Source organism: Bradyrhizobium sp. LTSP849 (genome assembly GCF_000938255.1).
GTDB lineage: Bacteria > Pseudomonadota > Alphaproteobacteria > Rhizobiales > Xanthobacteraceae > Bradyrhizobium.
In genome coordinates this window covers 271919-287309 of the sequence record NZ_JYMR01000051.1, presented here as the reverse complement: position 1 = coordinate 287309, position 15391 = coordinate 271919, and the positions used below count along the sequence as shown (strand labels likewise).

Below are 15391 nucleotides of genomic sequence, written 5' to 3'. Positions count from 1 at the left end.
TGACGGATGGCACCTGCGGTGGACGAGTCGGTCGTCGCGGTCAGCCGGGGTCATGTTCGCGGTCTCACGGCTTTGTCAAGACAGGGCCGTAGCGCCACAGCCGATCATTGGTCAGCCGCGTGCCGCCCCACCAGCGATCGATCGGATTATAGCGGCTGAAATCTTCCTCCCCGGCCAGCACTGCTTTTCCGAACTCCGTCAACGACAGCCGGCTGCGGAGATAGACCGCGTGCCGAGCTCTATGGTTGCCATGGTCGATGGTGCGTAATTCGTCGCCCAACCCGGCTACATCCGGCTTGGGACCAAGCGCGAGGCCTTCGAGCAAATATCCCAGTTCGATCTCACCGAACACATAAGTGCCCCGTTGCGAGCGCAAATGGAACAACGCGTTCGTGTTCGCATACCCTCTCGCAAGCATCTCCAGAAATCGCAACTCGGTCATACCAAGTCCTGTCAACGGAGACGGCAGTTCTGCCAGAAGCTCGAGCAAGGCAGGCCGTAGCCTCAGCAAGGGACTCAGATCACGGTGAAGGAGATAAATGCAGGCCTCGGGGGTCGGCGCGCGGTAGGCCGACCAAGCCGACCTAGCAGTCTCGAACCCATCCGCAGTGACGTCCACAAGGGGAATAGAGCGGTCGAACTCGGCGAAATCACAATCAGGATAAAAAAATAGATCGGAGTCCAGCAATCGTAGCCCAAGCTTCTGCGCCAGTTCAGGACAACTGCCAAGGTGATCGAGCAACCAGACGAGTTGCAGTTGATCTCGGGGAGTTGCTCCGAACCAGAGTTCGATCTCGTCATACGGCTCGCAAAACTCGGCCAGCGACAATGAGCGCCCCTTGGCGCCCGGTGGCCAGCGGACCCAATCCGACCAGTGACCGGCTGGATCAATATCCTTGGTATAGGCTGCAAAATAAGCTGAAAGCTTTTCCGCCCGAGGGAGCGGCCCCCACGCAAATTGAAAATGGAACGGTATGACGATCTCGGTCAAACCCGATCGAGCAAGCTCACTCCCACCGCCCCAGCCAGTCAAGATTAGACGCTTCATCGCGCCACCTGGTCACTACAACGCAAAACGAAACGGGCACTGAAGACGTCGGCAACTCAACGTCCTCAGCGCCCGCTCCTCGCGAAAAACTCTTCGCGTTAAGGTCTACTCTTCCGCCGGCTCTTCGCCATCGGCGTCGCGCTCGGGGCTGCCGGCGAGAATCTGCTCGGCGATCAGGCCGGAGTTCTGGCGGATCGCGGTCTCGATCTTGGCGGTCATGTCGGGATTGGCCTTCAGGAACGCTTTCGAGTTCTCGCGACCCTGACCGAGGCGCTGGCTGTCGTAGGAGAACCAGGCGCCTGACTTCTCGACGATGCCGGCCTTGACACCGAGATCGAGGATCTCGCCCATCTTGGAGACGCCCTCGCCGTACATGATGTCGAACTCGACCTGCTTGAACGGCGGCGCCAGCTTGTTCTTCACCACCTTCACGCGCGTGGTGTTGCCGACCACCTCGTCGCGCTCCTTGATCGCGCCGATGCGGCGGATGTCGAGACGGATCGAGGCGTAGAATTTCAGCGCATTGCCGCCGGTGGTGGTTTCCGGCGAGCCGTACATCACACCGATCTTCATCCGGATCTGGTTGATGAAGATGACCATGGTGTTCGACTTGTTGATCGAGGCCGTGAGCTTGCGCAGCGCCTGGCTCATCAGGCGGGCCTGGAGGCCCGGCAGCGCATCGCCCATCTCGCCCTCGAGCTCGGCTTTCGGCACCAGCGCCGCAACCGAATCGATCACCAGAACGTCCACCGCGCCGGAGCGCACCAGCGTGTCGCAGATTTCCAGCGCCTGCTCGCCGGTGTCCGGCTGCGAGATCAGAAGCTCATCGATATTGACGCCCAGCTTGCGCGCATAGACTGGGTCGAGCGCGTGCTCGGCATCGATGAAGGCGCAGATGCCGCCCTTCTTCTGCCCTTCCGCCACCGTGTGCAGCGCCAGCGTGGTCTTGCCCGAGGATTCCGGCCCGTAGATTTCCACGACGCGCCCCCTCGGCAGGCCGCCGATTCCAAGCGCAATATCAAGCCCCAGCGAGCCCGAAGAGATCGACTCGACATCCATCGAGCGGTCGTTCTTGCCGAGCTTCATCACCGAGCCCTTGCCGAACTGGCGCTCGATCTGGGAGAGCGCGGCGGCCAAGGCCTTAGTCTTGTCCATGGAGGATCCTTCGACGATACGCAGGGCAGTGGTGGACATCGGGTCGTGCTCCTTATGGCGAGGATTCGGCTGAGGGACAAACGATTGGCGGGGCGGCTCGTCGATAAAAGCAATGTACCCTATTTGTTCCAAGTTCGCAATATGTTCTTTTGCGGATTTTGGCGCTGGCCTGTTTTAACCCCTAGTGGCCTAAGTTGAATTTCGTAGTGGCCTGATTTCGTTCGCGGACAGCCAAAGTCTGTTCATGTAACGAATAGATTAGATGGGACAGACTAGGCCGCCTTAGTTGGCGGCCCTAGAGATGCCCCGTAGTTCTCCGGATAAGAACGATTTATAGGATTATATAGAACCGTATTTGTTCTCAGACCGTGTATTTATAACCGGAACACGTATTAGTATAGCCGCCTCAGTTGGCGGCCTCTTTCCCATCTAGCAACTCGTCTATGCCGAGCCGCGCTGACTTTTTTGCATCAGCTTCGGTCGGGCCACTTAAGCCGCCAAATTTCGAGCCAACCCCGATCTTGGGATAAGCAATCCATTCCCATTTCTCGCTGGTGAATGCGTGAACGTCGTATTCCACATCGCGATGAGCGAACTTCATTAAAGTCCCTTTCCGTCGTCTTCATCGGGTTTGTACTCGAAAGGAAGTTCAAGCTGGTCGTGGAAGCGCGGCCGGTGCGCATCAAGCGTCTTGATGAACGTCGGATAGTCCGGGCTTACGGTCATATAGGCAACCGTTGCGCCCAAATGCTCCCGGAGCTTGGGATATCCAATATTGCGAGTGAGTGCCTGCGCCAACGTAGCTTTACGCCGACCGCTTGCATCCTTCGGGATCACGCGCTTTAGTTCTGTTAGCACTCCCGGCGCAATTCGCTTCCAAACGATATCGTTTGTGAGCGTCCCGAAATACTGCGGGCGTTTGACGGAGTCAGAATCATATTTGAGCCCACGCAATCGGAAAAGTTGCGCGTAAAACTCATCAGGAAATGTTTTAACCCACGGTTGCAATTCCTTAGTCACAAAAGCCTCAAGGATACGCGCAAGTGAATTTCGTGTGCGCGCGTACTGAAAACCCGTCGCCTCATCAACCAGCGCGATAATGCCCACGCGCGCGAATCCGCGAACTAAAATCTCGCACCGCTCAGCAATGTGCATCTGCTGCGCTTGCAGTTTGCCAGCACTACGCGCGTTTAGAACGACATCGCATATATCGGCTAGAATTGTTGCTGGGTATCCGTGCGCCAGTCCGCCCGGTGAGCGGAACTTTATTGGGTTCTGGACCAGCGCGAGCAACTCATTGGAAACAAACGGGGAAAGAATTTTTCCCTGTAGAAAAGACGTTAGTCGATCAGCACCATCGCGAACTGACCCACCGCCGTATTGGATACCAAGGCCGCCAACGACAACGCCTCTCTGGGAAAGAACTCGCGTTTCGTCATCGAGCACGTAGCAAGGGATTTCGATCTCGCCGATTCTAAGGGGATGGTCATCGTCCCCATGCGCGACACTCTTGATGTCGTTACCCCACCTTGCAGCCGCAGCTTTGGTGGCCAATGCCCTCCGCTCTTTCGCGGTCGTTCCCTCCATCCGAGCGACGCCGCCCCGAGCCTTCCCAGAAACCTCTTTCATGCTGGCATCTCCATTACTATGCCAGCATGATAGTATTTTTCACGGGACTTTGCAATGCGCCTTGCAAAATGCCAGCAACGGTGCATTATGCTGGCATGGTTGCTCAAGCACACACAAGCAAACGCCCCACCGGCCTTTCGGTTGGCGGGGCGTTTTTGTGTGCGGAAGCGTGGCAGAGTGGCCTATTGCACCGAGCTTACCCCTCGGCGGACCTTTGGGCGTCCAAACCCCTCGCAGGGTCCCGTCAGTTCGAATCTGACCGCTTCCACCATCAAACCAGTGGGGCCGTCGCCGTTGGCGCGGAAACGACCACCGATCACCGCCCCGGGGATGAGCCCGACGCGACAACCGTTCTGAGCAATATACGCCTTGGCGGGCGCCTATTCCAGAGTCGGGTGCAGGCCTGCTTCCGACCGCCGTGGCCTAGTTTGATTTGGGGAGTGGCCTGATTTGGAGTGAGCAATTTTGCTCAGACCTCGCGATGCGGATATGCAATTTTTGCTGGTACCGGGGTTTTGCATCATCCCCCTCGGGGCTGGAAAGCCGCCGCCCGCGACACAGATTAAGCGGGTGGCGTTTTTTCCATGAAGTAAGGCCGCCTCAGTTGGCGGCCTCTTCCGTTTCGGGTGGCTTATAATCGTCCGGGAACGGCAGCATAAAGTTGCCTCCCATTGTGGAAATTCCTTATCCAGCCGGTCCATGAATACGCGCCAGTTCGGCGAGTATTTCACGAACATTAAGACGGCGCGGCCCGTACCCGATTTTTGGTGCTGGTCTGCTTCCGACCGCCGTGGCCGAGCCTGAATTTTTGGGGCGGCCCAATTCGAAATGTTCACTTTGGAACAGAAAGCGGGCCGCCTGCATATTAGGATCGCAAGAACTCAAACCCAGCGGTTAGGACCCGGAAGACGAGGTTGTGTCATGGAGCGCCGTCGTTTCAAGCAAATCCATTCCCTCGAAGAACGTCTCGCCCAGGAAGCTGCACGGTTAAGAGAGCGGGCCAGAAAGCTGCCTCCCGGCTCTGAGCGCGAAGCCCTCCTCCGCAAAGCCCGCCAAGCCGAGACAGGCTCGCACATGAGCGAGTGGCTGAGATCGCCGGGCTTACAGGCGCCGGACTAAGGCAACAAAATTCGGTTCATGCCCAGTGCCGGAATCCGCATTTCCGGCACCCGCCTAAGCTTGCATTTAATGCTACAATGTATAACGCTTATATTTGTAGCGCTACATGGCGTCTCGTTTGAACAACCATAGGAGGAGTGATGAAGTCGATTGTCACGGTCGCTCTCGCACTATTCATCTTCGCTGGCTCGGTTGCGGCGCAAGCGCAGACATCGTGTGCCCCGAAATTCGGCCCAAAAATCACGAAGAGGTGGCAGTTGCACGACGGCTGCCACAGCAGGTACGCGCAGATGCTGGGAAAACCTTGCCACTAGGGCACTCGGCTCAGACATGACGAGAGGCCGCCTCGCTTGGCGACCTCTTTCATTGGTGCTGTCCGAATTCAAGTCCAGTGTCACAAGTTGGATTTGGCAGTGTCCTGATGTCCCGGGACCGGGCTGGTCCAATGGTCCTGTGCAACGGGATCGGGCCAGTTTGAGCCGAGCGGCTGGAGGACGATCCACGTCTCCGCAAGCTTCCCGTCCTCGAGCCGATACGACTGCATGCCGGCTTGCGTGACAGGTAGGTTGCTGTTCGGGTCGCGCCACCTGAACGTGAAGCGAAACCACGCGCGGTCGCCGACGAACATGTGATCGTAGACCGCCACGCGAACGCCGGGGCGCGCCTCTTTCATTTTGGCACGTTCCGCCGCGTAGCTTTCTGCGGTGACTGTCCGATCGCCGGTCGCCTCATGCCTGATGTAGGTCGGCCCAACACAAGTCGGGACCAGATCGTGTCGGTCTTCGTGCCAGACCAACTCCCATCGGTCGAACAAATCGCTGGTCACAGATTCTTTTGACATCGGGTCAATTCCTTCAAGAGGGCCGCCTCAGCTCGCGATCTCATCGTACTGCACCAGCCCCAATTCCACTGAAGACGATGCACATCAAGGACGCGCGAGCGAAACGCCATCATCATTCCGCAATCCTGCGGCACCGAAACTTTTCCGCGGTGTCCGGCTTTCTATCGGATGGCACCGCCACAGTGGGGATTTCGGTCATGACGGAAAATGCGCACCACGATGCGATCAGGCGCAATCACCTGCTGGAGGCGGCGCATGAGGAGATGGTGAAGTTCGAACGCAAGGAAAACGAGTTCCGCAAGAAGGACCGCGAAGAGCGCGCCGCCGAGCTCCGGCTTCCCCTGAACGCGATCAAGGTGCACTAGGCTCGCCAGGACCGGAGCCCAATGCCTGTTCCCCTCGAGAAGGGGCCCGGCCTCGCGCGTCCGCATGTAAAGCTCCCGGAGGCTGATTCTGCGCGATTCAGGTATCTAAATACCACGCTTAAGTCATTGACCAAGCAGCGAATTCGCCCAGCGATCTACTGTGCATGGGGTTGTTTTCGCGTTTTTGGTTGGGCCGCCTGTCCACCCGCGCCTACATCACCGCCAGCAGCACGATGCCGATGACCAACACCACAAAGCCAGCCGCCGTCGCGGCGGCAAATGACCGCTCTACCTTGTCCATGATGCCACCCCGCTATCGGCGCGCCACGTTTCCCCCATGGCTTCGCCGTGCGCGCCAAGTCTCGCCAACGGATGTGTCTGAAGTTGTGCGATCGGATGTCTGAATTGGGACGTGAGAGCGTCTCTAAACGCTTTGCCGCGAGCTTGCACAAGCTTGCGTAAGGCGCCTGTAAGCAGACTCGTCTAGCGTCGCCTTGCCCGGTGGACCAACACCGGGCCTCCATACCAGTCGATGACCCCGCTCTGCCCCGAGCGGGGTTTTCTGTGTCTGGCGCCCGAATCGCGATGCGACCGATCAGCTCGCCTCAGATCCATCGCGGTCCGTCAGGCTGTCGTAAGCTGAGCGGGCTAAGGTCATTCGGCTATGGTGTTGCAGCCCAGCACCTCAGCCTCCAATAACCTTCTACCCCGCCCGGCTCTCCCCTGGCGGGGTTTTTTCTTGCCGCGGCGCGCTCAGGCGCTGCCCTCCTCGCGCGTCAGCCGCAGCGAGAACGCGCGGATCGCGGGCGCCGCCAGCAGCACGATGGGCAGCATCGCGGCCCAGGCAATCAGCCACGACACCATCCAGTGCTGCACGAACAGCAACGCCGACGCCGCCGGAAAGCTCGCGATCCCCGCCGCGATCAGCGAGGTCAGGCCGGACTGAATGACGCCGAAGACGAAATGACTGTAGCGACGGGGAATGCCGAACATGGTGCACTCATGTTGCCTGCCGTCGTCGGACAAAGCAAAGCACATGCCGCAGCTAACCGCTCGCGTGACATCAGTGTCGTGAATTCGCCAGCGGCTCATGTCGGCGCGCCTCAGTGCGATCGGCCCGGCACGACAGGCCTTCGAAACGCCAGAAGGTGACGACGCTGGCGTTGCCGCACTGCTCGCAGACGAGCTTTTCGTCACCGAGCATGAAGCGTCCACGCTTGAACGCAAGGGAGGAAGCAGGCCGCCGGCAATGCGGACAGACCAGAGAGAAATTTCGTGCGCCCCAGCGCAGAACGAGATGTCTCAGCCAGTTCACGTCTTCCTCTTTGCGCCCGTCTCAGCGGCCTCCGAGCATCACCAGAGCATAGTCGCCGCGCACGCAAAAGTGGAAAACTGTGGGACGCGCGCATTCGCTTCGAATGGCCGCGGTGCCGACATCGCGCGCGAAACTGGTTCCACAAAGTGCAGGCATCGCGCCGGAGTTTCTTCGCCGCAGACGAGCGATTGGAACCGCGCTGGTGATGCTCTCCCGCTGCAACCAGCGCGTATTTGAATGATCCGTGGTTCTCCGGCCATGAACAGAGTTCCTGACCTAATGGCTAGCAGCGTCTCACAGCGGCGACGGCGGTTCCACGGGTTGCGACGGCGTCCGGTCTTTCGGAATCTGATTTCGCTTGTTTCGACCCGTGCGCGCTTCCAGGATTTCGGTGAACTGTCCACGACTTAACGGCAAATTTTACGTGGCGGCGGAATATTGTGACTCCCAACATGTTAGCCGTCATGGAAAGTGAAACGTGGAGGTGACCATGAATCACCGGGGCGTGGAGTTCACGGTTGCAAAGACAGCGATCCCGGGCGTCTGGCAGTGGCAGTTCCGGATCGGCGACCAGACCAAGGCGGGTCGGACCGAAACGAAGATCGAACTTCTCGCGATCCGTCGTGTGCAACTGCGTATCGATCGGGAGCTGAAGGCCATCGCGCGCAAGACGGCCTGAGCAAGACGGCGTGCATCGGCTGACCGACATCGGCGGACCCGGATTGGCTTTGTGCGCCGCAATAGGCCCTGTCGCGCGTAGCCACGTCGGGGCGCTCTGCGACGGCGTATTCCGTAGAGGACCGGAATTGATCTGCCCGCGGTTTGGGATTGCACTGGGCGTCCTCATGGCCTCGGGGCGCGGCCATCACGCGATCGGTGCCAGCCATGCCGCTCTATTTCTTTCGAATCCGGAACGGCCGCTATTCCGGCTGCGCCGACCATGCGACGGAGTTTGCCGATCGCTCTTCGGCCTGGAAGGAGATGACCAACGTCTGCGCCGACATGGCCGCGGGCATCTCCCGCAAGCTCCAGGAAAACTCGGAATGGCACATGGAGCTGCTCGACGAAGCCAAGGAACCCGTGTTCCGGATCCGCATCGTCGCCGAATCCCTCGACTAGGCCCGGCCGGCGCTAGTCGGCGCTAGGCAGCCGCCGCATGGTGAATTCGATGTCGCCGCCCGGCAATTCACGCCAGTTCTCGACTTCGCTCATATAGCCGGCCTTGGGGTAGCGGGCGAAGAAGGCCTGCGCTCTTGCCCGCGCCGCGGCGCGCGGCAAGGTGAAGCTCTCGCGCAGATAGCCGTCGCCGGCCTTGTCGCCCGGCTTTACGGACGCCTTGTGCCGGCGCGCCATCCGCTCGGCGAGATCCCGCGGACGATCCGCCATATCCTGCCTCCTCAACGCAACCCTCGTTGCGAATGTAGGACGCAGGCCGGGCGAAGTGGAGTCCCGGCCGGAGACGTCGCCGACCTCCGATCCGGACCACGGTCAGTTGGCGGCGGCGGTGCCGGCCTTTGTCTTCTTTGGCGCGCTGGTTGCGGCGGACGCCTTCGGCGCGACCGCCTGCTTCGGAGGATCGGAGCGCATGCCGCCCCAGGGATCGTTGGACGCCTTGGCGTCCGGAATCTTCTTCAGCGTTTCCTTGTAGGCCTTCTCACGCTCGGCATCCGCGGCCTTTTCCTCCGGGGTCTTGCCCGGGCCTTCCTGCAGTAAATTGAGATTGGGCATTTGCGCATAGGCCGGGCCCGCCAGCACAGCCAGCAGCACCGCCGCCATACGGAAAAGCTTCATCATTCACTCCTTGATCATCGATAGAGGGGCGGATCACCCGCGCCTTGTTATCCCAGTTACAGCCTCGAGCACCGCTGCCGGCCCGCTAGAGCCGGTCCGATTTGCACGATTTCGGCGAATGCAGCCAGTCGTCCCAAATCGGGCCGCACCGGGTGCACCCGTTCAGCGCGAGGCCGAGCGCGGCCAGGCAAAACACAAGGACACATCGACGCAACATCGTCCACCCGCTCCCAAGGGTGGCATCATATCGGGCGAAGTCAGGCATTTTCAAGCCGACGGGATCGACGCAGACCGGGTGACTTTGCCGCGCCAAAGCGGGCAGAATGGCTGAAACATCCGGCAACAGACGAGGAAACGGCCATTATGCCATCACAGCCAGAAGCCGAGTTCGGCATCGCCGACGCCAGACGCATCCTCGGCGAGGTCTTTGCGCCCTGGGTCCAGGATCTCAACCTCTCCGTCGAAAGTATCGATCACGTGCCGCCGCCGGATGCACCGGACTGGCAGCCGGGCGCGCTCTTGCGCATGGCGTTTTCGGAACGGCTGTGCCGGCACGGCGGCGTGATGTGCGGCCAGGCGCTGATGGCGCTCGCGGACACCGCGATGGTGATCGCGAATTTGGCCGCCAATCGCGGCTATCGCCCGATGACCACGGTGGACCAGACCACGCATTTCATGCGCGCGGTCTCGTCCTCGGATGTGCTGGCGGATGCGCGCGTGGTGCGGCTCGGACGCACCATGAGCTTTGGCCGCGTCACCCTGCTTTCCGCCACCGACAACAAGCAGGTGGCGATGGTGTCGAGCGCGTTCGCGATGCTGCCGGGATGATCCTAAAAGCCGAGAGCCGCAGTGCACGCCAGGCGCACCGCGGCTCTGGATGGCGATCACGCAGACGACTGAAGCGGCACCCGCCTCGGGCGTTGCGTTTCAAACCTTACTTGCCGAGCACTTCGTCGGCCGCGGTGACGATGCTGACGTTCGGATTGGCTCCGCAATAGGTGCCGAACTTCTTGGCGTTCTCGACGAACACGTCGGTGTCGATGATCGCATTGTCTTCGTCACCCTTGTACCAGCCATCCATCCAGGTCAGCACCATCTTGATGGTGTCGTCGCCGCTCTCGACGAACTGCTTGCAGCTCATGGTCGCGAGATCGATCTTGGTGGCGTGGGCGGGCATTGACGACAGCGCGAGGGCTGCGGCGAACAGAAGAGAAAGCGTGGTCTTCATCAGTATCTCCATCGGCGCGGGACGCCATAAAGGTAAAAGGCTTTTGGGGAAAGTCGGCGGAGGGACACTCCGCTTCAGTTTCGTAAACGAAGTCTGAAGCGCTGTGCAAGTAGCGCCAGTATTGAGTTTAGTTCAACGTAATTTCTATGCACTACTTCACAATCATCATTATGGATTAACGCGAATGATCGAGAAGCGTGCAGCGCAGCGTTACCGTGTTTTCAAGGGTGGCGCGATCACCTTTGACGACAGCGGAATCGCGTGCACGGTTCGCAACATGTCGGCAAGCGGCGCCGCGATCGATCTCGAAAACCCTGCCTTATTGCCGCAATCGTTCACGCTGTCGATTTCACGCGGCAATTTCATACGAGATTGTCGTGCGGTATGGCGCAACGACAAGCGCATCGGCCTCGCTTTCGTACAGTAGTGCATATGATGTGAATGGCCGTTCGTATCGCATGCACGATGCAACGTTACGCTCGTCTGATACGACGCCGGCGCCGCCAGCGAAGCACCGCGATCACGAGCGCGACGATCGCGAGCACGATCACTGAGGACGCCGCAAAGAATCGCCCGCCGGGGCGATCGATCGTGCGCGACCACCATGACGGCGCCTCGCCGGACCGCGCCAGGCGAAACGCAACCAGGCTGTCGCCGATCGACGTGCCGGCTTCGGAATGGCCGCCGGCTCCGATCGCGACATATTGCTCGCCCTTCCAGAGATAGGTCATGGGATTGGCGACGCCGGGCACCGGCAGCCGCCCCTGCCACAGCTCTTTTCCACTGCGCGCATCGAACGCACGCAAATAGGCATCCATCGCGCCGGTAAAGACGAGGCCGCCTTCCGTAACCGCAACGCCGCTGAGAAGCGGCGTACCCCACGGCAAGGGCATCCCGAGCGGCGCCAGATCCTCGGTGGTGCCGACGGTGGCGCGCCAGAGCGTTTTGCCGGCCTTGAGGTCGACGGCGACCATCTCGCCCCATGGCGGCTTGACGCAGATCATCCCGAGCCGCGACGTCACGACCGAGCGCGACATGGCGAACGGCGCGCCCTGCTGCTGGCCGAAATCATGCCCCGGCGGCGGGTTGAAGCCGGCCGCATCCGCGCGCGGGATCAGCTTGATGAGATGCGCGGCGCGACTGGTGTTGGCATAGAGGATCTGGTGGACGGGATCGAAGGCCGCGCTGCCCCAGTTCACGCCACCGCCCGTGAACGGAAACTCAAGCGTTCCTTGTGTCGAGGGCGGCGTGAACAGCCCTTCGTTACGCGCCTCCGCGAATTGCCGTTCGCATGCTGAGTTACTCAGACCCGGCAGCATCGTCAGCGCGTCCTCGGTCGATATTTTTTGCGACGTCAGCGCAGGCACATGCGTCGGGAACGGCTGCGTCGGCGAAAGTTGTTCACCCTCGGCGCCGCCTTGCGGCACCGCACGCTCCTCGACCGGCCACACAGGCTTGCCGGTGTCGCGATCGAGCACGAAGACAAACCCATGCTTGGTCGGCTGGATCACAACGTCGCGCTGACCTTCGCCGGTGTCGAGGCGCGTGAGCGTCGGCTGCGCCGGCAGATCGTAATCCCAGACATCGTGGTGCACGGTCTGGAACGCCCATGCGAGCTCGCCGGTTTCGATACGCAGCGCCACGACGGAATTGGCGTGCTCATTATTGCCCGGGCGCTTGCCGCCCCAGAAATCCGGCGACGGCGAGGAGGTCGGCAGGAACACCAGTCCGCGTGCTTCATCGACCGACATCGGCGCCCAGACATTGGCGTGGCCGGCCTCGATGCCGTCGCGCTTGAGCGGCTCGAAGGTCCAGCGCGGCTCACCGCTGCGCGCATCGAACGCGCGCACCATGCCGCTCGGCGCATCGACGCGGCGGTTGTCGCCGATCGAGGAGCCGACCACGACGACACCGCGGCCGACCGCTGGTGGCGAGGTAATCTGGAATTCGCCGGGCCATTCCAGCTTCATGCCGATGTCGAGCTTGATCTCACCGTTCTTGCCGAAATCGCCGCAGGGAATTCCCGTCCTCGCATCGAGTGCGATCAGGCGGACATCGTTGGTGCCCATGAAGATGCGCGAGCGACAGGCGGCATCGGGAGGCGCCTTGTCATCGATCCAGTAAGTGACGCCGCGGCAGACATAGCGATTGGCGGGCCGCTGATTGATGGCGATCTTCGGATCGTAGCGCCATCTTTGCGCACCCGTGCCCGGGTCGATTGCGATCACCTCGTTGAAGGGCGAGCAGAAGACCAGGCTGTCCTCGACGTACAGCGGTGTCGCCTCGAACTTGGTTCGCCGCATGACCGCAGGCGGCCGCGTCGCGAGATCTCCGATGTGAAATTCGAAGGCGCGGACGAGATTGCCGACATTGTCAGGCGTGATCTGCTGCAACGGCGAGAAGCGCGAGCCGCCGGGATCGCTGCCCCAACTCTCCCAGGCGAAGCACGGTCGCGCCGCCAGCAGCAGGAGCGCAAGAAGGCCGACCAGGTATCGCAGGCGGGTCAGCAATCCCCGCCCGCTTTACTTCGACTTCTTCGCGGGGTCGCTCGGGCGAGCGCCGCTCCACGGATCATACTTCTCCTTGGGCTCGGGAATGCGCTCGAGCGCGGCCTTGTAGGCCTTTTCGTCGACCTTAGGCTTGTTGTCCGTCTTTGGCCCCTCGTTGCCCCCACGCCGGCCGCCGCCGCCCATCTGGGCCTGCGCCGAGGCCGCCGTCAGCGCCAACACCGCGGCCGCTATGACCAAAATCCTCATTGCCTGCAATCCCCTCTCGTCTGGGGTACAAACTAGCCTGCAATCCCATAATAGCAAATCCTGCGGGTTCCACCGCTTCAGCAAATGTTGATCGGTCGGGACTTCGCCGGGTCGCATTCGCGCCTATCTGTTGGCCCGCAGGGGACCTTCACGAATGTTGCGGATTGTTGCTCATGTGGCGTTGATCGCCGGCGCACTCGCGCTCGGTGCTTGCGGCTTTGCCGACAGCCGCGCGCCCGTGCCTGAATTCATGCGCCTCAAGGAGGCCGAGCAGGCGCCGCCTGAACCGCCCCCGGACGTCAAGCGCGTGGTGCGCGAGCAGATCGATGTGGTCTTCATCAACACCTCCTATCCGCGCGAGGTGCATGTCGCCCCGCCCCATCACGAGGTGCGCGGACTGGGCTGGACGGCCTGCGTCCGCGCGCAACTGACCTCCGCCACCGGCTCGGCGCTCGGCCTCCAGACCTACATCGTGACGATTGCCGGCGGAAAAGTCGTCGACCGGCGACGCGCGGAGATCGACGACATCTGCGGGTCCGAGGTTTATGAGCCGATCTAGGCTCAGCTGGCGCTGACGCGAGATCGAGTTTCGGGAAAAACCTGTAAATCGGCCGGAACGATCACCGCCTCCCTTTCTTGTTACCACCGAGGGCAGTTTCGGAGGAGGACATGATGAGGACATTCACGATTGCGCTGCTGGCGGGCGTCGGCGCGCTGGCCGCGTCCGGCGGCGCGAAGGCCGCCGATGTTTACACGACCAGCGAATACACCAGTCCCGATCTCATTCAGGAGGTCCGGCTGGTCTGCGATGACGCCGGCAATTGCTATCGCACCCGTGGTGGCGCGCGCGTGATCGTTCGCGACTCCTATGACGCCATGCCGCGCGACCGTTATTACGAGCGCCGCAGCCATCGCGACTGGGACGATGGTCCGCGCGGCGGAGTCGGCATTCGCGCGCCCGGCGTCAGTGTGGGCGTCGGGGTCGGCGGCGACCGCTGGTAATCGATCAAGTCATGCAGGACGGGACCGGACGAAACAGCTCGTCCGGTCCTGTCTATTCTTGGCGTCTCATTCAGGTTTCGCGCGGATCGGCCGGCGTGACGACGCGCTCGACGACGGCAGTTGCGCGATGCCGAGCAAAGCTTCGCAGGCCTCAAGCAAACTGATGTTGCAGTTGCCTCGTGGACGACTCGATCCGAACGGTGTCGTTCTGCGCGAGTTCCTCGGTCAATACTGTGAATCGCACCAGCCGGGCGGGGCCGAAGGTCGTGGAAATCGCGACGTCGGCGGCATCCCTCCCCCGTGCGATGACGATACGTCCAATGCGAGGATGATTGTGGCGCGCGTCGAATGTGTGCCAGCGTCCACCGAGATAGACTTCGAACCAGGCACTGAAATCCATCGGCGCAGGATCGAGCGGCACGCCGATATCGCCGAGATAGCCGGTGCAATAGCGGGCCGGAATGTTCATGCAGCGGCACAGTGTCACCGCCAGATGCGCGAAGTCGCGGCAGACTCCGATCTGTTCCGCGTTGCCTTCAGATGCTATGCGGTCGCTTCGCGCAAACTGATAGCCAAACTGGATGCGATTGTGGACATAGTCGCAAATCGCCTGGACCCTCTGCCAGCCTCCGTTGACGCTGCCAAACAAAGCCCAAGCGAGCTCCGTTAGTTTCTGCGTGTCGCAATAGCGGCTGCCCAGCAGGTAGACCAGAGCTTCGTCCGGAAGGTCGTGAAGCGGGGCCTGCGCGGCATGGGGCACCACCGCGTCCGGGAGGCCGCTGTCTTCGATAATGAATTCGCTGCGCATCTCGATCTGGCCCGCGGGAGCGACCAGACGCGTGCAGACGTTGCCGAAAGCGTCCGCGTAATTTCTGGCGGCTACGTGAGGAGAGATTTGGATAGTATGATCGGTGAGCAAATCGTGCTGGCGGGTAGGATGGACAGTCAGCATCAGCACCATTGGAACGTCTTGAACGCAGTTGAATGCGATGTCGTAACCCGCACGTATTTTCAAGATCGTCTCCCGAGGCGTCACCGTTAACCGTGGCACGTCAAGCTCGGCAAGTCCCGTTTCGTTCCTCGGCAGAGCTGCTGAAATACAGGGCGGCCAGGCGGGATACCGGGCCTTTCGCGGACAAAAT

General features: G+C 61.0%; 21 protein-coding genes and 1 tRNA gene. 9 read left to right on the top strand and 13 right to left on the bottom strand.

Annotated features, from left to right (window positions below; genetic code table 11):
• Nucleotides 1–64: 64 nt before the first annotated feature.
• From UB31_RS29980 to UB31_RS29965, 4 genes are all read right to left on the bottom strand, one after another.
• Nucleotides 65–991 (bottom strand): hypothetical protein, encoded by a 927-nt coding sequence (locus UB31_RS29980; protein WP_245305635.1) that lies wholly within the window; start codon nucleotides 989–991, stop codon nucleotides 65–67.
• 162 nt (nucleotides 992–1153) lie between these two features.
• Complete coding sequence (gene recA, locus UB31_RS29975) at nucleotides 1154–2242, bottom strand: recombinase RecA (protein WP_045008535.1); 1089 nt, start codon at nucleotides 2240–2242, stop codon at nucleotides 1154–1156.
• A gap of 367 nt (nucleotides 2243–2609) precedes the next feature.
• A complete protein-coding gene (locus tag UB31_RS29970) occupies nucleotides 2610–2804 on the bottom strand; it encodes a hypothetical protein (RefSeq protein WP_045013431.1) in 195 nt (64 codons plus the stop codon).
• Complete coding sequence (locus UB31_RS29965) at nucleotides 2804–3832, bottom strand: P63C domain-containing protein (protein WP_045008537.1); 1029 nt, start codon at nucleotides 3830–3832, stop codon at nucleotides 2804–2806. Before UB31_RS29965 ends, UB31_RS29970 begins: the two co-directional genes overlap by 1 nt.
• A gap of 163 nt (nucleotides 3833–3995) precedes the next feature.
• Here UB31_RS29965 and UB31_RS41735 point away from each other — a divergent pair.
• Both UB31_RS41735 and UB31_RS42705 read left to right on the top strand, forming a co-directional pair.
• A tRNA-Val gene (locus tag UB31_RS41735) sits at nucleotides 3996–4103 on the top strand.
• A 650-nt stretch (nucleotides 4104–4753) separates the two neighbouring features.
• The gene (locus UB31_RS42705) at nucleotides 4754–4951 is read left to right on the top strand and encodes a hypothetical protein (protein WP_045008837.1); all 198 of its coding nucleotides are present in this window, start codon (nucleotides 4754–4756) and stop codon (nucleotides 4949–4951) included.
• Nucleotides 4952–5345: 394 nt separating this feature from the next.
• Here the strand turns inward: UB31_RS42705 and UB31_RS29960 are convergent, their stop codons facing one another.
• A complete protein-coding gene (locus tag UB31_RS29960; RefSeq protein ID WP_045013430.1) occupies nucleotides 5346–5792 on the bottom strand; it encodes an ester cyclase in 447 nt (148 codons plus the stop codon).
• Nucleotides 5793–5989: 197 nt separating this feature from the next.
• Between UB31_RS29960 and UB31_RS41730 the strand changes: the two genes are divergently transcribed.
• Nucleotides 5990–6157, top strand: a complete 168-nt coding sequence (locus UB31_RS41730; protein WP_197087463.1) for a hypothetical protein — start codon at nucleotides 5990–5992, stop codon at nucleotides 6155–6157.
• A gap of 753 nt (nucleotides 6158–6910) precedes the next feature.
• On the opposite strand, the gene UB31_RS29950 is transcribed toward UB31_RS41730, so the two are convergent.
• Both UB31_RS29950 and UB31_RS42280 read right to left on the bottom strand, forming a co-directional pair.
• Nucleotides 6911–7150 (bottom strand): DUF2798 domain-containing protein, encoded by a 240-nt coding sequence (locus UB31_RS29950; RefSeq protein ID WP_045008540.1) that lies wholly within the window; start codon nucleotides 7148–7150, stop codon nucleotides 6911–6913.
• 70 nt (nucleotides 7151–7220) lie between these two features.
• On the bottom strand, nucleotides 7221–7472 hold the full coding sequence (locus tag UB31_RS42280; RefSeq protein WP_197087464.1) for a hypothetical protein: 252 nt from the start codon (nucleotides 7470–7472) through the stop codon (nucleotides 7221–7223).
• Nucleotides 7473–7962: 490 nt separating this feature from the next.
• Between UB31_RS42280 and UB31_RS29945 the strand changes: the two genes are divergently transcribed.
• Complete coding sequence (locus tag UB31_RS29945; RefSeq protein WP_045008838.1) at nucleotides 7963–8151, top strand: hypothetical protein; 189 nt, start codon at nucleotides 7963–7965, stop codon at nucleotides 8149–8151.
• Nucleotides 8152–8357: 206 nt separating this feature from the next.
• Nucleotides 8358–8591, top strand: a complete 234-nt coding sequence (locus UB31_RS29940; protein ID WP_045008541.1) for a DUF6894 family protein — start codon at nucleotides 8358–8360, stop codon at nucleotides 8589–8591.
• A gap of 12 nt (nucleotides 8592–8603) precedes the next feature.
• Here the strand turns inward: UB31_RS29940 and UB31_RS29935 are convergent, their stop codons facing one another.
• Nucleotides 8604–8858: a hypothetical protein gene (locus UB31_RS29935; RefSeq protein WP_045008542.1), complete on the bottom strand. Its 255-nt coding sequence runs from the start codon at nucleotides 8856–8858 to the stop codon at nucleotides 8604–8606.
• Between the two features lie 102 nt (nucleotides 8859–8960).
• Nucleotides 8961–9263 carry a hypothetical protein gene (locus tag UB31_RS29930; protein WP_082078689.1) on the bottom strand — a complete coding sequence of 101 codons (303 nt, stop codon included), beginning with the start codon at nucleotides 9261–9263 and terminating at the stop codon, nucleotides 8961–8963.
• 363 nt (nucleotides 9264–9626) lie between these two features.
• Between UB31_RS29930 and UB31_RS29925 the strand changes: the two genes are divergently transcribed.
• On the top strand, nucleotides 9627–10091 hold the full coding sequence (locus tag UB31_RS29925; RefSeq protein ID WP_045008544.1) for a PaaI family thioesterase: 465 nt from the start codon (nucleotides 9627–9629) through the stop codon (nucleotides 10089–10091).
• Between the two features lie 106 nt (nucleotides 10092–10197).
• On the opposite strand, the gene UB31_RS29920 is transcribed toward UB31_RS29925, so the two are convergent.
• Nucleotides 10198–10491 carry an HdeA/HdeB family chaperone gene (locus tag UB31_RS29920; RefSeq protein WP_045008839.1) on the bottom strand — a complete coding sequence of 98 codons (294 nt, stop codon included), beginning with the start codon at nucleotides 10489–10491 and terminating at the stop codon, nucleotides 10198–10200.
• A gap of 184 nt (nucleotides 10492–10675) precedes the next feature.
• On the opposite strand from UB31_RS29920, the gene UB31_RS29915 reads away from it, so the two are divergent.
• Nucleotides 10676–10918, top strand: a complete 243-nt coding sequence (locus UB31_RS29915; protein WP_045013429.1) for a PilZ domain-containing protein — start codon at nucleotides 10676–10678, stop codon at nucleotides 10916–10918.
• Nucleotides 10919–10964: 46 nt separating this feature from the next.
• Here the strand turns inward: UB31_RS29915 and UB31_RS29910 are convergent, their stop codons facing one another.
• Complete coding sequence (locus tag UB31_RS29910; protein WP_245305636.1) at nucleotides 10965–13001, bottom strand: pyrroloquinoline quinone-dependent dehydrogenase; 2037 nt, start codon at nucleotides 12999–13001, stop codon at nucleotides 10965–10967.
• A gap of 12 nt (nucleotides 13002–13013) precedes the next feature.
• Nucleotides 13014–13247, bottom strand: a complete 234-nt coding sequence (locus tag UB31_RS29905; RefSeq protein ID WP_045008546.1) for a hypothetical protein — start codon at nucleotides 13245–13247, stop codon at nucleotides 13014–13016.
• 154 nt (nucleotides 13248–13401) lie between these two features.
• Between UB31_RS29905 and UB31_RS29900 the strand changes: the two genes are divergently transcribed.
• Both UB31_RS29900 and UB31_RS29895 read left to right on the top strand, forming a co-directional pair.
• The gene (locus UB31_RS29900; protein WP_045013428.1) at nucleotides 13402–13806 is read left to right on the top strand and encodes a hypothetical protein; all 405 of its coding nucleotides are present in this window, start codon (nucleotides 13402–13404) and stop codon (nucleotides 13804–13806) included.
• 110 nt (nucleotides 13807–13916) lie between these two features.
• The gene (locus tag UB31_RS29895; RefSeq protein ID WP_045008548.1) at nucleotides 13917–14249 is read left to right on the top strand and encodes a hypothetical protein; all 333 of its coding nucleotides are present in this window, start codon (nucleotides 13917–13919) and stop codon (nucleotides 14247–14249) included.
• Between the two features lie 151 nt (nucleotides 14250–14400).
• Here the strand turns inward: UB31_RS29895 and UB31_RS29890 are convergent, their stop codons facing one another.
• Nucleotides 14401–15264 (bottom strand): transglutaminase domain-containing protein, encoded by an 864-nt coding sequence (locus UB31_RS29890; RefSeq protein ID WP_045008549.1) that lies wholly within the window; start codon nucleotides 15262–15264, stop codon nucleotides 14401–14403.
• Nucleotides 15265–15391 lie beyond the last annotated feature (127 nt).

Bases quoted from the DNA above. Each gene is read 5' to 3' on its own strand.
- recA (WP_045008535.1), bottom strand. From the start codon at position 2,242: ATGTCCACCACTGCCCTGCGTATCGTCGAAGGATCCTCCATGGACAAG.
- UB31_RS29970 (WP_045013431.1), bottom strand. From the start codon at position 2,804: ATGAAGTTCGCTCATCGCGATGTGGAATACGACGTTCACGCATTCACC.
- UB31_RS29965 (WP_045008537.1), bottom strand. From the start codon at position 3,832: ATGAAAGAGGTTTCTGGGAAGGCTCGGGGCGGCGTCGCTCGGATGGAG.
- UB31_RS42705 (WP_045008837.1), top strand. From the start codon at position 4,754: ATGGAGCGCCGTCGTTTCAAGCAAATCCATTCCCTCGAAGAACGTCTC.
- UB31_RS29960 (WP_045013430.1), bottom strand. From the start codon at position 5,792: ATGTCAAAAGAATCTGTGACCAGCGATTTGTTCGACCGATGGGAGTTG.
- UB31_RS41730 (WP_197087463.1), top strand. From the start codon at position 5,990: ATGACGGAAAATGCGCACCACGATGCGATCAGGCGCAATCACCTGCTG.
- UB31_RS29950 (WP_045008540.1), bottom strand. From the start codon at position 7,150: ATGTTCGGCATTCCCCGTCGCTACAGTCATTTCGTCTTCGGCGTCATT.
- UB31_RS29945 (WP_045008838.1), top strand. From the start codon at position 7,963: ATGAATCACCGGGGCGTGGAGTTCACGGTTGCAAAGACAGCGATCCCG.
- UB31_RS29940 (WP_045008541.1), top strand. From the start codon at position 8,358: ATGCCGCTCTATTTCTTTCGAATCCGGAACGGCCGCTATTCCGGCTGC.
- UB31_RS29935 (WP_045008542.1), bottom strand. From the start codon at position 8,858: ATGGCGGATCGTCCGCGGGATCTCGCCGAGCGGATGGCGCGCCGGCAC.
- UB31_RS29930 (WP_082078689.1), bottom strand. From the start codon at position 9,263: ATGAAGCTTTTCCGTATGGCGGCGGTGCTGCTGGCTGTGCTGGCGGGC.
- UB31_RS29925 (WP_045008544.1), top strand. From the start codon at position 9,627: ATGCCATCACAGCCAGAAGCCGAGTTCGGCATCGCCGACGCCAGACGC.
- UB31_RS29920 (WP_045008839.1), bottom strand. From the start codon at position 10,491: ATGAAGACCACGCTTTCTCTTCTGTTCGCCGCAGCCCTCGCGCTGTCG.
- UB31_RS29915 (WP_045013429.1), top strand. From the start codon at position 10,676: ATGATCGAGAAGCGTGCAGCGCAGCGTTACCGTGTTTTCAAGGGTGGC.
- UB31_RS29905 (WP_045008546.1), bottom strand. From the start codon at position 13,247: ATGAGGATTTTGGTCATAGCGGCCGCGGTGTTGGCGCTGACGGCGGCC.
- UB31_RS29900 (WP_045013428.1), top strand. From the start codon at position 13,402: ATGTTGCGGATTGTTGCTCATGTGGCGTTGATCGCCGGCGCACTCGCG.
- UB31_RS29895 (WP_045008548.1), top strand. From the start codon at position 13,917: ATGATGAGGACATTCACGATTGCGCTGCTGGCGGGCGTCGGCGCGCTG.